We start from the raw sequence: 13,218 nt of genomic DNA, 5'->3' as shown, positions 1-13,218 counted from the left end.
AGCGGTCGGATCGCGGCCGCTCGTTAGACTGCACCAGCAATGAGACGGACTGAGCGAGGAGCGCACGTGGGCCTTGTCGTGCAGAAGTACGGAGGTTCCTCCGTAGCGGATGCCGAAGGCATCAAGCGTGTCGCCAAGCGAATCGTGGATGCCAAGAAGAACGGCCACCAGGTGGTCGTCGTGGTTTCCGCGATGGGCGACACGACGGACGAGCTGATCGATCTCGCCGAGCAGGTGTCCCCGATGCCTGCCGGCCGCGAATTCGACATGCTGCTGACCGCCGGAGAGCGGATCTCCATGGCCCTGCTGGCCATGGCGATCAAAAACCTGGGCCACGAGGCCCAGTCGTTCACGGGCAGCCAGGCAGGTGTCATCACCGACTCGGTGCACAACAAAGCACGCATCATCGATGTCACGCCGGGTCGTATCCGCACCGCGCTGGACGAGGGCAACATCGCCATCGTCGCCGGTTTCCAGGGCGTGTCGGCGGACAGCAAGGACATCACCACCCTCGGACGGGGCGGCTCGGACACGACCGCCGTGGCGCTCGCCGCGGCGCTCGACGCCGAGGTCTGCGAGATCTACACCGATGTCGACGGCGTCTTCACCGCGGACCCCCGCGTCGTGAAGAAGGCCAGGAAGATCGACTGGATCTCCTCCGAGGACATGCTGGAGCTGGCGGCCTCCGGTTCCAAGGTGCTGCTGCACCGCTGCGTCGAGTACGCACGCCGCTACGACATCCCGATCCACGTCCGGTCGTCCTTCTCCGGACTGCCGGGCACCTGGGTCAGCAACGAGAATCCGCAAGGGGACGAGCCGGTGGAGCACGCCATCATCTCCGGAGTCGCTCATGACGTCTCCGAAGCCAAGATCACGGTCGTAGGCGTTCCGGACAAGCCGGGCGAGGCCGCGGCGATCTTCCGCGCCATCGCGGACGCCGAGATCAACATCGACATGATCGTGCAGAACGTGTCCGCCGCCTCCACGGGCCTGACGGACATCTCCTTCACCCTCCCCAAGACCGAGGGCCACAAGGCCATCGACGCCCTGGAGAAGGCGAAGGGCGCGATCGGCTTCGAGTCCCTGCGCTACGACGACCAGATCGGCAAGATCTCCCTGGTCGGCGCGGGCATGAAGACCAACCCGGGCGTCACCGCCTCGTTCTTCCAGGCCCTGTCCGACGCGGGCGTGAACATCGAGCTGATCTCCACCTCGGAGATCCGCATCTCGGTCGTCACTCGCCAGGACGACGTCAACGAGGCCGTCCGCGCCGTGCACACGGCCTTCGGTCTCGACTCCGACAGCGACGAGGCCGTCATCTACGGGGGCACCGGACGATGATGCCGATCCGGTCGACCCCGGCACCGGCACTCGCCGTGGTCGGGGCGACCGGAGCGGTCGGTTCGGTCCTGCTCGGGATCCTGTCCCAGCGGGCCGACGTCTGGGGCGACATCCGCCTGATCGCCTCCCACCGCTCGGCCGGCCGTGTGCTGGCCGTGCGCGGGGAGGAGATCGAGGTGCTCGCCCTCACCGAGGACGCCTTCGACGGCCTCGGCCCGGGCGACGTCGTGATCTTCCTGACCCCGGCCCACGTGTCGGCGCGCTGGGCGCCCGTCGTCACCACGCGCGGCGCGGTGGCCGTGGACCAGTCGCCCGCCTTCCGGGACGACCCCGAGGTGCCGCTGGTGGTGCCCGAGGTGAACGGCCACGCCGTACGGATGCGGCCGCGCGGCATCGTGGCGGGCCCGGACTGCGTGACCGCCTCGATGATCGCCGCGCTGGGCGCGCTGCACGCCGAGTACGGGCTGGCCGACCTGGTCGTCTCCTCGTACCAGGCCGCGAGCGCCGCGGGCCGGGGCGGATCCGAGGCGTTGCGCCGCCAGGTGTCGCTGGTGGCGGGGACCTCCCTGGGGGAACAGCCCGGGGACGTGCGCCGTGCCGTGGGCGAGGACACCGGCCCCTTCGCGGCCCCGCTCGCCCTGAACGTGGTGCCCTGGTCCGGTGAGCTGCGCGAGGACGGTTGGTCCTCGCACGAGCTGGCCGTACGGGCGGAGACCCGGCGGATCCTCGACCTCGCCGACCTGCCGATCGCGGTGACCTGCGTACAGGTCCCGGTGGTGACCGGGCACTCCCTGTCGGTGCGGGCCCGGTTCGAGCGCGAGGTGGACGCCGCGCACGCGCGGGAGATCCTGGAGGCGGCGCCCGGGGTGGTCCTGGTGGACGAGCCCGCCGCGGGGGAGTTCCCCACTCCCGTGGACGCGGCCGGCACGGATCCGGCCTGGGTGGGACGGGTGCGGGCCTCGCTCGACGACCCGCGGGCCCTGGAGTTCTTCGTTTGTGCGGACAATCTCCGCAAAGGTGCGGCCCTGAATGCGACGCAGATCTCGGAACTGATTGCGGGTGAATTTGCGTAATTCGCTTTGTAGGATCGGTGTCGATCCCTTGATCAAGGTGATGGCCCGACTGCCGCCTGGATAAATGGGGCAACCGGGAAGAGCGGGTACGCATGAGCGCAATGGGGATATTGCCGGAAACTCTGGCTCGCGCGTACAACCCTGACGGGGGGACGCGTGTCCAACTGGCGTGGCAGAGGCATTGCTCGACTTCACCGTCATACCGGTGCGTACCGGGATCATTCCCCCGCGCCGGCGATCGGACGTGCCCGGCGGCCTTCCTGTGATCGTGCCCGTTCCGCCGGTGGGCGCGGCGACGCCCACGCCGTCCGTCGTACCGACCCGGGGCGGCCGCGTGCCCTCACCCCGGGATAGCGCCGGCGCCCCCGGGAGCGACACCGCCGCCGACACCGCGAACAAGGGCGCCCCGAACGCGGTCGAGCCGGACACCGCGCGGATCGGCCCGGCGGACCCGGACGCCGCGGGCACGGACACCGAGAAGGTGGTCGTGGCCGGCACCACCGTGGACCACCTCACCGAGACGTACCAGGCCCACTACCGCTCCCTCCTGGGCCTGGCCGCACTGCTCCTCGACGACACCGCCTCCTGCGAGGACGTGGTCCAAGAGGCCTTCATCCGCGTCCACTCGGCCCGCAACCGGGTCCGGGACCGCGACAAGACCCTGGCCTACCTGCGCCAGACCGTCGTCAACCTCTCCCGTTCCGCGCTGCGCCGCCGCATCCTCGGCCTGAAGCTGCTGTCCAAGCCGATGCCGGACATGGCCAGCGCGGAAGAGGGCGCCTACGACCAACTGGAACGGGACGACCTGATCAAGTCCATGCGGGGGCTCCAACGACGCCAGCGCGAGGTGCTCGTGCTGCGCTACTTCGCGGACATGACGGAGGTTCAGGTCGCCGAGACGCTCGGCATATCGCTCGGCTCGGTGAAGGCGTACGGATCGCGGGGCATTGCCGCGCTGCGGGTGGCGATGGAGGCTGCGCAGTCATGATGGACGACCGGAAGAACGACGCCGAAGGCGCCGACGAACAGGTGCTGCGAAGCCTGCTGAGCGGAGCCGTCCAAGACCTGGAGCCGTCCGAGGGAGCGCTGGAGCGACTGCGGTACGCCGTCCCCGCGCGCCGGGCCCGCAAACGGCAGGTCCTCGTCTGCGCCGCCGCCGCGGCCGTACTCGCCGGGGCGGCCGTCCCGACCGCCCTGCACCTGACCGGAGCCCAGGGCTCCGCCACGGACCACTCCACCATGGCCGGACACGGGCAACAGCAGGACGGCGCCAACGGGGGCACCTCCGACCCGCACCAGAACGGCTCGGGCAAGTCCGCCGCCCAGCCCACCTTCCATCCGGGGGCCGGCCAGACCGCCGGCGGCACACCGTCCCCGAGGCCGAGCGACTCCCCGTCCGACAGCGTCGTGGCAGGCCCGTCCGGCACGGCCTCCGCCGGCGCCGCGAGCGGTTCGGACATCACCCCGCGGCCCCCGGTGGGCGCGGCCGGCGCGGTGCCCGGCTGCTCCGCCGACCAGCTGGGGGTGCTGGGCAGCGCCCGCGCCCCCCGGGCCGACGGCAAGGTGTACGGCAGTTTCAAGGTCACCAACGTCTCCGGCCGGGACTGCACGGTCACCGGCCCGGACACCGTCACCGCCGCCTCCGTGGCGAGGTCGGCCCCGCCCGCGCAGGGCTCCGGGGTCACCGTGCTCAGCCACACCGCCGGGGACCCGGCGAGCGAACTGCTGCCCGATCCGGCCGTCGAGTCCGCCTCGGTGGTCCTCGAACCGAACGCCGCGTACGAGGTGCGGTTCGCCTGGGTGCCCTCGGCCCAGTCCTGTCCGGCGGCATCCGCCGGACCCACGGGCAGGCCCCCGGCGGGCGGTACGGGCGAGCCGCCGGCCGGCACCCAGGGCGCCGGCGCCGACGGGGCGGCGGCCTCGGACCCGGTGAACGGCGGCGCCGGCGCGGACCCGGCGGGCGTGGCCGTGTCCCACACCCCCGAGGCGGGGGCTCCGACCACGCAGACGACGATCCCCGACGCCTGCGGCGGGACGGTCTACCGGACGGGCGCTATCGCGCTGGGGGCGTCGACGCGGTAGCGGCGGGGGCCGGTTCCGCGGCGACCGGCTCCGCCGGCAGCAGGCCCGCCTCCGTGTCCCGCAGGGTCTCCACCTCGCGCCGGTAGAGCCGGAACCACATGAAGAGCACGAACGCGGCGAAGACGAACCACTCGCCGGTGTAACCGAGGTTCTGGAAGGCCTTGAGGTCCAGCCCGGTGTTGGTCGGCGCCTTCGCGGGCACCGCGACCATCCCGTCCGACGGGGTCTGCACCGTCAGCCAGGCGTCGTACAGCGGCTCCTGCACCATGTTGACGAGCGTCGCCGCACCGATCACCCCGAGCTGACCGGCCGGCAGACCGCCCTGGGAGTACACGCCCTTGGTCCCGGAGTTCTCCGACGCCTGGAGCGCCCCGGTCACCTCGACCCGCCCGCCCGGCGCGGCCGGCGCCTTCGCCGGGTCCGCGGTGCCCGGGAGCCAGCCCCGGACCACGGGGACGGCCTTGCCGGAGTCGGTCTTCAGCAGGGTCAGGACGTAGAAGCCGGACTTCCCGTCGAGCTGCCGTTCCGGGACGAGCAACTGCCGCCCGTACACACCCGACACCGAGGCCGGCCGGCCGGAGGTCTCGGTGTCCACCGGCAGCAGCGAGTCCAGCGGCGCGGCCGCCCGCTCGGCGGGCCGTGCGGAGGACGCCTCCCGATGGGTGTCGACGCGGTCCTCGAACCGGCCGAGCTGCCAGGTCCCCATGAACAGGCAGAAGGGGACGCCGAGCGCGACGAAGACGTTGATCCCCCACCAGCGCGGGGTCAGGAGAAACCGGTGCACCCCACCACGGTACGGGGGGTGCACCGGTCATCGGCTGCCGGGTCAGGCCGGAAGGTGCTTCAGCGCGAACTCCAGATCCATCCGCACCTGCTTGATCCGCTCCTCCACGACCAGCGAACCGTGCCCGGCGTCGTACCGGTACACCTCGTGCACCGCCCCGCGCGCCGCGAGGCGGTCCACGTAGTTCTCGATCTGCCGGATCGGGCAGCGCGGGTCGTTGAGACCCGCCGCGATGTGCACGGGCGCCTTCACCGAGTCCACGTACGTCAGCGGGGAGGACGCCTCGAAACGGTCCGGGACCTCCTCCGGCGTGCCGCCGAAGAGGGTGCGGTCCAGGGACTTCAGCGCCTCCATCTCGTCGTGGTACGCCGTCACGTAGTCCGCGACCGGCACCGCCGCCAGCCCCACGGCCCAGGCGTCCGGCTGGGTCCCCAGGCCCAGCAGCGTCAGGTACCCGCCCCACGAGCCGCCGGACAGCACCAGCCGCGCCGGATCCGCGAGACCGGACTCCACGGCCCACTCCCGGACGGCCGCGATGTCCTCCAGCTCGATCAGACCGACCCGGTGCTTGAGGGCGTCGGTCCACTCGCGCCCGTAGCCCGTCGAACCGCGGTAGTTGACCCGGACCACCGCGAAGCCGTGGTCGAGCCAGGCCGCCGGGGTCGCCAGGAAGGAGTCGCTGTCGTGGTGGGTGGGGCCGCCGTGGATCTCGAAGATCGTCGGGAAGGGGCCGTCCCCGCGGCCCGTCGGCCGCTGCGCGAGCGCGTGGATCCGGCCACCCGGACCCTCCACCCACACGTCCTCCACCGGCACCGAGCCCGGCGGCCGGAAACCGGGCGGGTCCAGTACGACGCCCCCCGCGGTGGACCGCACGGTCGCCGGTTCGGCCGCCGAGGACCACTGGTACTCCACCGACCCGTCCGGGCGGGCCGTCGCACCGGACACCGAGCCGGGGGGAGTCTCCACCGCGGCGAGGGACCGCGAGGCCAGGTCGTAGCGCCACAGCTCGCCGCGCGCCTCGAAGTCGTGCGACACCAGCAGGGCCGAACCGTCCGGGTACCACTCGGCGGCCACGTCGCCCGGCAGCTCGATCCCCAGCTCGGTCTCGGTACCCGTGGCCACGTCCCAGATCATCGGCTCCCAGCGGCCGCGCCGCTGGTGGGCGACGAGCAGTCGGGTGTCGCCGGCGACCGGGGCGAAGCCGAGCACGCCCAGCCCCAGCTCCACCGTGCCGCCCTTGGAGTCGTCGAGCTCCGCGACCGCGGCGCCGTCGAGGGTGACGACGCGCAGCGCCGAGTGCATCGCGTCGCCGTGCTCGGTGTGCTCGATGACCAGCAGGGTCCCGTCGCGGGACAGGTCGCCCACGCCGGCGGACTCGTGGTGCCGGTAGATCACGGCCGGCGCGCCGCCGCCCGGCCGGACGACGTGGACGGTGGTGCCCTCCTCGTCGGTGGACCGGCCGACGACCGCGGTCCCGTCCCGCCCGATGGCGAGTCCGGCGGGGTACGAGGGCTCCAGACCGGGCGTGGCCGGCGTGTCGGGGCCGCCCGCGAACGGCTGGCGGACCCAGGTGCCGAACTCGTCACCGTCGGTGTCGGAGAACCACCAGATCCACTCGCCGTCGGGGGAGAGGGTGCCGTCGGTGGTGCCGTTCGGACGGTCCGTGGCCTGACGCCGGGTGTCGGTGGCGCGGTCCCAGGCGTATAGCTCGTAGGTCCCGGTCGCGTTGGAGACGAACAGGGAACGGTCCGGCGCGTCCTCGGCCCACTCGGGCAGCCCGACGCGCGGGGCCCGGAAGCGCTTCTCCCAGTCGGGCATGGCGGGCGTGTCTGCGAAGGCGTCTGCGTCAGTCATGCCCCCCATGTAACCCGATCGGCGCTGTCGGATGGTCCCGGCGGCCGGAAGGCGGCAGCGTGGACGGGGATCCCACCCGCCGTCCTCAAGGAGGAACGATCATGGCGAAGCAGCCCAAGGAGCAGTCCGACATGTCGGGCGACAGCGGCTCCTCGCGTTCGCGGATGTCGAAGAGCTCGGACCAGCAGAGCAAGGGCAGGATCGAGGACATCGCCGAGGCCCAGGCCCGGGCGATGGACGAGGACGCGCGCCGTTCGCGGGGAATGAAGCCCCCGTCGTCCGGATCGCAGCGCGGCGGCTGAGCCCACCGAAAGGGTGACGGGCCCTGCGGATGCCTCCCCGGCGCAACGGAGGGACAGTGGAGTACGTACGTCTTTCCGTGCTCCGAGGAGGAGTGTCATGGCCAAGAAGGCTCGCGGCGGACATCACGGCCACCAGGATTCCGAGCGCGCGATGGCGAAGAACACGGCGGCCGAGGCCCGCGCCAAGGCCGCGGTCAGGGATGTGCAGTCGATCTCCGCGAAGACCCGGGGCATGCAGCAGAAAGCCCAGGCCAAGCGCGGCTGAGCGGCCACTCGGCGTCGTTCACGGCGCCGCTCCGCCGCCGTCACCCCGTCACCGGCCCGCGGTTTCCACCGGAAACCGCGGGCCGTCGGCGTTCGGGCGGCGGTGGAGCGGCGGTGGAGCGGCGCCTCGCCCCGGTCCCGCCGCCCCGGCCCGCCTGAGGTCCGTCCGACCGCCCCCGGTCGTACGCTGACGCCATGCGGATGATCGTCCGGGGCGCCCGGCTGTTGACCGACCACCACAACGCCGGCGGCGACGGACTCAGCGACGTGGAAGTCGCGGAGGACGGCCGGATCGCCCGCGTCGTCCCGCACGACGACCAGAAGGAGCCACCCGCCACCGGCGTCCTGATCGAGGCGCACGGCGACCTGCTCGCCGCCCCCTTCGTCGAGCCGCACATCCACCTCGACACCGCCCTGACCGCCGGCGAGCCGCGCCCGAACGCCTCCGGCACCCTCTGGGAGGGCATCGCCTGCTGGAGCGAACGCAAACGGACCCTGACCCGCGAGGACGTCATCGCCCGCGCCACCGAGGTGCTGCGCTGGCAGGCGGCCCAGGGCGTGCTGCACGTACGCACCCACTGCGACACCACCGACCCCGGGCTCACCGCACTCGACGCGCTGCTGGAGGTCCGGGACCGGGTACGGGACGTCATGACCCTGCAGATCGTCGCCTTCCCGCAGGAGGGCATCGTCTCCTTCCCCGACGGCGAGGCGCTGCTGCGCGAGGCGGTACGGCGCGGCGCGGACGTGGTCGGCGCGATCCCGCACTTCGAGGACACCCGTGAGGACGGGGTGGCCTCCCTCGGCATCGCCTTCGCGCTCGCCGAGGAACAGGGCCTGCGCGTCGACGCGCACTGCGACGAGATCGACGACGAACAGTCCCGGTTCGTGGAGGTCCTGGCCACCCTCGCGCTGCGCACGGGGCTGCGCGAACGCGCGACGGCCTCCCACACGACCGCCATGGGTTCCTACGGCGGCGCGTACAGCTTCAAACTCCAACGGCTGCTGTCCCGCGCCGGGATCAACCTCGTCTCCAACCCGTTCGCGAACCTCAACCTCCAGGGCCGCTTCGACGCCTATCCCAAGCGGCGCGGCCTCACCCAGGTCAAGGAGATGCTGGCGGCCGGGGTGAACGTGGCCTTCGGCCACGACGACGTGATGGACCCCTGGAACGCGCTGGGCACCGGCAACCCGCTCCAGACCGCGCTCGTCGGCGTGTACGCCGCCCAACTCACCGGGGCCGACGAGATCCCCCGCGCCTTCGAGATGGTGACGGAACGCGCCGCGCGGGTGCTCGGCCTGTCCACGACCGAGTACGGCATCATCCCGGGCGCCCCGGCCTCCTTCGTCCTGCTGCCCGCCGAGTCGCCCACCGAGGCGATCCGCCGCCAGGTCCGACCCCGGTACGTCGTCTCGCGCGGCACCGTCCTCGCCGAGAACCCGCCCGCCCCGACCCGCCTGCTGTCCTGGCCCGGCGAACCGGGCCCGTCGGAGGTGGACTTCAGACGCCGGTGAGTCGCCGCTCGGGCGCGGCGACGCGCACGGCCCGAGCACGGCCGCCGAGCCGCCGAGCCCCTGGTCCGAGCCGTCTCAGAGCCCCCGCTCCACCATCGTGATCACGTCCTGGCCCGCGTCGTGGACCCGCTCCGGGGCGACCCCGCGCAGCGGGCCGTCGACCACCAGCGCGGCCAGGCCGTGCACCGCCGACCAGGCGAGGAACTCCGCGCCCGGGCGACGTTCGGCGGCCAGCACCCCGCAGTGCACGAGCCCGTCCAGGGCGGTGCCGAGCAGCTCGAAGGGAGTGAGCCCGCCCTCGCCGGCGGCCGTCGTGTCGACGGCGTGGACCATGTCGGCCGGGACGTGGAACGCCGTCCGGAACCAGCCCGGCTCGGTGACGGCGAAGCGGATGTACCCCGTCCCCACCGCCCGGAAGCGCGCCCGTGCCCCCGCCGCGGGATCGCCGGCCGTCGGGAGGGCGTCGATCTCGGCCTCCATCGCCCGCGCGACGTGCGCCATCGCGGCCTGCGAGACCGCGTGCACCAGCGCCCCCCGGTCGGCGAAGTGCCGGTACGCGGCGTTGGGCGAGACCCCGGCCCGTCGGGTGACCTCGCGCAGCGAGACCGCGTCGGGCCCGCCCTCGCGGGCCAGTTCCAGAGCCGCGTCGAGCAGGGCGCCGCGGAGGTTGCCGTGGCGGTAGGTGGTGCGCTTGCGGGGCGGTTCGGTGGCCGGTTGGGGCATGGGATCGTCGATTCCAAGATGTGGACAGCGTCTACTTACGGCCCACCCTACGCCCGGAGCCGCCGGCACCCCACAGGGTCACGCACATCCGCCACCCCGTCCGATAGCGTGCCCGCATGTCCTGGGACGAGACCGGATCACCCCACCCCCTCGCACTGCGCCGCACCGGACGCAGCGAACAGGAACCGGACCGACTGCCCGAGATCCGGGAACTGGAGACGCTCGGCTGGGAGCCCGCACCCGAGACCGCGACGTGGCTCTTCCTCCCCTACGTCTGGCCCCCGCGGGCCCGCACCTGGATCCCGGACCGAGGCACCCACTGGGCCGTCGAGAGCGAACTGGACGGCCACGGACACATCACGCGCGTGGAATGCGCCCCGCTCCCGGCCGAGGACCTGGACCTCCTCGACGCCGAATCAGTGGCCGGCCTCGCCGACCTCGGCCTGCCGCCCCGCCCCCGGGGCCGCCTGTGGCTGCTGCGCCCCGTCGGCCCCTTCGACACGGTCGACGCCGTCCTCGACCACCTCCACCGGCTGGCCGAGGACCGCTCGGTCGACACCCGCACCCGGGAGTTCGTCGCCCTGGTCCGCACGGAACTCGACGCCTACCCGGACGTCCACCCGGACCGGGAGCGCTGAATCCCCTCACCACCACCGGCGGTCGAACGGGTCACCCCTTGGGGGCGCACACCACCGCCACCCGTTGGACCGCGTTGTTGCCGAAGCCGCCCCGGTTCCAGGCCTGTTCGAGCGGCTGCCGCCGCCCCTTCGCGTCAGTGGCCCGTACGACCAGGGTGTGTTCGCCCGGCCTCGCCTCCCACACCCCGTGCCAGGCCTGCCAGGCGCAGCGCCCGCCGGCCGGCGCCGCCACCTCCACGTCGACCCAGGTCAGGCCCGCGTCGGCACTGAACTCCACCCGCACCACCGGCCCGTACCCCGACCAGGCCCGGCCCGCCAACGACACCGGCCCGGGCCGCACGACACGGGTACGGGACATGAAGTCGGGGAAGCCCGGCGGCGCCATCAGGGCACGCGGCTCGATCAGGGTCACGGGCTCCCCGGGCTCCTCGGGCGACTGCCGCAACCGGTAGGCCACGGACTGCTGAAACCCGGTGAACGGCACGTCGACCAGCGTGATCTCCGTCAGCCACTTCACATGGGCCATCCCGTACCAGCCGGGCACCACCAGCCGCAGCGGACACCCGTGCTGCGGCGGCAGCGGCCGCCCGTTCATCTCGTACGCGACCAACACGTCCGCGTCGATCGGCAGCGGCAGACTCCGCCGGTAGTCCTGCTCCACCCCGCGCTCGAACCCGTGGTCGGCGCCCGTGAACACCGCCTCCACCGCGTCCGGCTCCACGCCCGCCTCGGCGAGCAGCCCGCCCAGCGCCACCCCCGTCCAGTCGGCCGTCCCCACCGCCTCCACCAGCCAGGGCTGACTCACCGGCCTCGGCGACAACCGCGCCCGCCCGTTCCCGGCACACTCCATCGTCACCCGCCGCGTGACCGCCGGCCGGGCCCGCAGCTCGTTCAGCCCCCACTCCACCGCGTTCCGCACCCGCCCACCGACCCGCAACCGCCACCTGTCCACGTCGGCCGCGGGGATGTCGTAGTGCACCAGTACGTAGTGCAGCCCGGCCGGCGTCACCTCGTAGCGCAGCGCCTCCAAGGGCAGACCGTGGTTGCGGGCGGCCAGCGCCAGCTCGTCCGCCCCGATCCCCTCCCCGACCGCGGCCACCCGACCCGGCCCACCGACACCCCCCGGGGATGCCGTCTCCATCCCTCCATGCTCCCCCGAATCCACCCGACGGGCCCGCCCACCGACCGGCACGGCCCCACCACAGGGGCCCCGAGACGCAGAAAGGGCCTGACCCGCGATGCGGATCAAGCCCTTGAACTGGTCTTACGAAGTCGGGGTGGCGGGATTTGAACCCACGACCTCTTCGTCCCGAATGAGGTCCACCCAAGATCCCCAACTGCGCGAACGACGTTTCCCCTGGTCAACGCCTTGGCCTCGAACGGTCTGGGGGAGTCTCAAAGGGGCTCAGGGAGCAGATCGGCTCCCAGTCGGCTCCCAGCCACCGACGCTGTCCCGCCGGTGATCACTCGCGATCCATCCGGACCGCGAGGGCGCGTCGGCAACTTCCTCCTCCGTTCGGGCGAAGCGAGCGTCATCCTCCTCCCAGGCCGATCGCAGGGTCCCTACCGTCGACCGCAGCGGTTCACACGGCGAGAGGACCTGAACGTGGCAGACCCCGCCGCTGATATGCGCCCACCTGCTCTAGCGCGCCGACTGCCCGGCCGGGCGAAGCGGCGAACGGACGTCCTGCGCGAGTACGAGAAGTTCAACGCCGATCGCCGCAGGACGATCCCTCCGGTGCTGTGGCCGTTCTTCGCACCGGACCCAGACCAGTACTACCGCTGGCGGGTTCAGCTTGATTGCGTGTGTATCAGGGAGCTCATGACACCAGGCGACGGCACCCCGCCGAGTGAAAGGCAGTGGCGCGCTCCCGGTGATGGTGAAGTATTGCCGCCGGGGCAGCTGTACTGCTGGCACGATGAATCCGGTCATGCCCCCTACCGAGACATCGTCGAGTGGGGAGACCGGCGAGAGGTGAGCTTCCCCGCCGACCCGGCGGAGCCACCCGAATGGGCCGATGCCGAAGTGTGGGCCGTACTGCGCCACGACGAACCCCATACCGCGGCGTTCTGGAAGGTCACGTCGGACTGCGGACACGTCGAAGAGGTCGTAGCGCCAACCCTCAACTGGAAGCCGGACGATGGGCCTCGCTTGGCTGACCCTTCCAGGGTGAAGCAGATGATGGAGGAATTCGAGCAGCTCTTGATCTCCAACCCGACGCTTGAACCTGAGCACCAACGTGAGCACATCCGCCGCATGTTGGCGTCAGGCTGGCCGATTCCGAGTCAGGAACGGCAGTGCTATGCATGCCCCAACGCTCGCGTGATCGTGGCGTACCAGCGCGTGGGCTGGCTCACTCCGCGCAACGAGGCACCGAAGCCCGAGTACCCGGCACCGCCGGCCCGCGGTGTCTTGGAGCGCCGGCTGCGCAGGGCCGAGGCCGAGACTGAGAAGCTACGAACGCAGCTGACCGGGTATGACGAGGGCGCAGACGCATGTCGTGTTCATGCCCAGCGGTGGTTGCCATAACCATCGGCAAGACCACTCTTGGTACAGCCGACCTGTCCTGACAACGACTTGATCGCCAAGTCGCCATCTGTTGCGGGGCGTTGGCGGCTGGGATGCTCGCAGGCATGTCTGA

At 72.1% G+C, this 13,218-nt stretch carries 13 protein-coding genes; 9 read left to right on the top strand and 4 right to left on the bottom strand.

Going from position 1 to position 13,218, the window contains the following annotated elements; genetic code table 11:
• Positions 1-66: 66 nt before the first annotated feature.
• The 4 genes from ADK55_RS08950 (at position 67) to ADK55_RS08935 (ending at position 4,496) form a co-directional block, all read left to right on the top strand.
• Positions 67-1,341: an aspartate kinase gene (locus ADK55_RS08950; protein ID WP_053676938.1), complete on the top strand. Its 1,275-nt coding sequence runs from the start codon at positions 67-69 to the stop codon at positions 1,339-1,341.
• The gene (locus tag ADK55_RS08945) at positions 1,338-2,414 is read left to right on the top strand and encodes an aspartate-semialdehyde dehydrogenase (protein WP_053676937.1); all 1,077 of its coding nucleotides are present in this window, start codon (positions 1,338-1,340) and stop codon (positions 2,412-2,414) included. The genes ADK55_RS08950 and ADK55_RS08945 overlap by 4 nt, the downstream gene beginning before the upstream one ends.
• Before the next feature lie 436 nt (positions 2,415-2,850).
• Positions 2,851-3,402, top strand: a complete 552-nt coding sequence (locus ADK55_RS39670; RefSeq protein ID WP_053676978.1) for a SigE family RNA polymerase sigma factor — start codon at positions 2,851-2,853, stop codon at positions 3,400-3,402.
• Entirely contained in the window at positions 3,399-4,496 is a 1,098-nt protein-coding gene (locus ADK55_RS08935; RefSeq protein ID WP_053676936.1) for a hypothetical protein, read from the top strand. Before ADK55_RS39670 ends, ADK55_RS08935 begins: the two co-directional genes overlap by 4 nt.
• On the opposite strand, the gene ADK55_RS08930 is transcribed toward ADK55_RS08935, so the two are convergent.
• Together ADK55_RS08930 and ADK55_RS08925 are read right to left on the bottom strand one after the other, a co-directional pair.
• The gene (locus ADK55_RS08930) at positions 4,468-5,280 is read right to left on the bottom strand and encodes an SURF1 family protein (protein WP_053676935.1); all 813 of its coding nucleotides are present in this window, start codon (positions 5,278-5,280) and stop codon (positions 4,468-4,470) included. The genes ADK55_RS08935 and ADK55_RS08930 overlap by 29 nt on opposite strands.
• 42 nt (positions 5,281-5,322) lie before the next feature.
• Complete coding sequence (locus ADK55_RS08925) at positions 5,323-7,143, bottom strand: prolyl oligopeptidase family serine peptidase (protein WP_053676934.1); 1,821 nt, start codon at positions 7,141-7,143, stop codon at positions 5,323-5,325.
• A 92-nt stretch (positions 7,144-7,235) separates the two neighbouring features.
• On the opposite strand from ADK55_RS08925, the gene ADK55_RS08920 reads away from it, so the two are divergent.
• The 3 genes from ADK55_RS08920 (at position 7,236) to codA (ending at position 9,215) form a co-directional block, all read left to right on the top strand.
• The gene (locus ADK55_RS08920; RefSeq protein ID WP_053676933.1) at positions 7,236-7,436 is read left to right on the top strand and encodes a hypothetical protein; all 201 of its coding nucleotides are present in this window, start codon (positions 7,236-7,238) and stop codon (positions 7,434-7,436) included.
• 97 nt (positions 7,437-7,533) lie between these two features.
• Positions 7,534-7,701, top strand: a complete 168-nt coding sequence (locus tag ADK55_RS38420; RefSeq protein ID WP_159041327.1) for a hypothetical protein — start codon at positions 7,534-7,536, stop codon at positions 7,699-7,701.
• 194 nt (positions 7,702-7,895) lie between these two features.
• Complete coding sequence (gene codA / locus ADK55_RS08915) at positions 7,896-9,215, top strand: cytosine deaminase (RefSeq protein WP_234349966.1); 1,320 nt, start codon at positions 7,896-7,898, stop codon at positions 9,213-9,215.
• A 75-nt stretch (positions 9,216-9,290) separates the two neighbouring features.
• Here codA and ADK55_RS08910 read toward each other — a convergent pair whose 3' ends face one another.
• The gene (locus tag ADK55_RS08910; protein ID WP_053676932.1) at positions 9,291-9,938 is read right to left on the bottom strand and encodes a TetR/AcrR family transcriptional regulator; all 648 of its coding nucleotides are present in this window, start codon (positions 9,936-9,938) and stop codon (positions 9,291-9,293) included.
• A 116-nt stretch (positions 9,939-10,054) separates the two neighbouring features.
• Here ADK55_RS08910 and ADK55_RS08905 point away from each other — a divergent pair, with 116 nt between their 5' ends.
• Positions 10,055-10,576, top strand: a complete 522-nt coding sequence (locus ADK55_RS08905) for a DUF5956 family protein (protein WP_053676931.1) — start codon at positions 10,055-10,057, stop codon at positions 10,574-10,576.
• Between the two features lie 31 nt (positions 10,577-10,607).
• Here ADK55_RS08905 and ADK55_RS08900 read toward each other — a convergent pair whose 3' ends face one another.
• Positions 10,608-11,717, bottom strand: a complete 1,110-nt coding sequence (locus ADK55_RS08900; protein ID WP_053676930.1) for a sulfite oxidase — start codon at positions 11,715-11,717, stop codon at positions 10,608-10,610.
• 465 nt (positions 11,718-12,182) lie between these two features.
• Between ADK55_RS08900 and ADK55_RS38415 the strand changes: the two genes are divergently transcribed.
• A complete protein-coding gene (locus ADK55_RS38415) occupies positions 12,183-13,106 on the top strand; it encodes a hypothetical protein (protein ID WP_159041326.1) in 924 nt (307 codons plus the stop codon).
• The last annotated feature ends 112 nt before the right edge of the window (positions 13,107-13,218 follow it).

Origin of the sequence: Streptomyces sp. WM4235, from assembly GCF_001279725.1 — a bacterium.
In the GTDB taxonomy this organism is placed as follows: domain Bacteria; phylum Actinomycetota; class Actinomycetes; order Streptomycetales; family Streptomycetaceae; genus Streptomyces.
This window is presented reverse-complemented; position numbering and strand designations above follow the sequence as displayed.

What these genes read in the sequence shown, in the direction of transcription:
- codA (WP_234349966.1), top strand. Translation starts at nt 7,896, where the DNA reads ATGCGGATGATCGTCCGGGGCGCCCGGCTGTTGACCGACCACCACAAC.
- ADK55_RS38420 (WP_159041327.1), top strand. Translation starts at nt 7,534, where the DNA reads ATGGCCAAGAAGGCTCGCGGCGGACATCACGGCCACCAGGATTCCGAG.
- ADK55_RS08945 (WP_053676937.1), top strand. Translation starts at nt 1,338, where the DNA reads ATGATGCCGATCCGGTCGACCCCGGCACCGGCACTCGCCGTGGTCGGG.
- ADK55_RS08935 (WP_053676936.1), top strand. Translation starts at nt 3,399, where the DNA reads ATGATGGACGACCGGAAGAACGACGCCGAAGGCGCCGACGAACAGGTG.
- ADK55_RS08910 (WP_053676932.1), bottom strand. Translation starts at nt 9,938, where the DNA reads ATGCCCCAACCGGCCACCGAACCGCCCCGCAAGCGCACCACCTACCGC.
- ADK55_RS08925 (WP_053676934.1), bottom strand. Translation starts at nt 7,143, where the DNA reads ATGGGGGGCATGACTGACGCAGACGCCTTCGCAGACACGCCCGCCATG.
- ADK55_RS08900 (WP_053676930.1), bottom strand. Translation starts at nt 11,717, where the DNA reads ATGGAGACGGCATCCCCGGGGGGTGTCGGTGGGCCGGGTCGGGTGGCC.
- ADK55_RS08920 (WP_053676933.1), top strand. Translation starts at nt 7,236, where the DNA reads ATGGCGAAGCAGCCCAAGGAGCAGTCCGACATGTCGGGCGACAGCGGC.
- ADK55_RS08905 (WP_053676931.1), top strand. Translation starts at nt 10,055, where the DNA reads ATGTCCTGGGACGAGACCGGATCACCCCACCCCCTCGCACTGCGCCGC.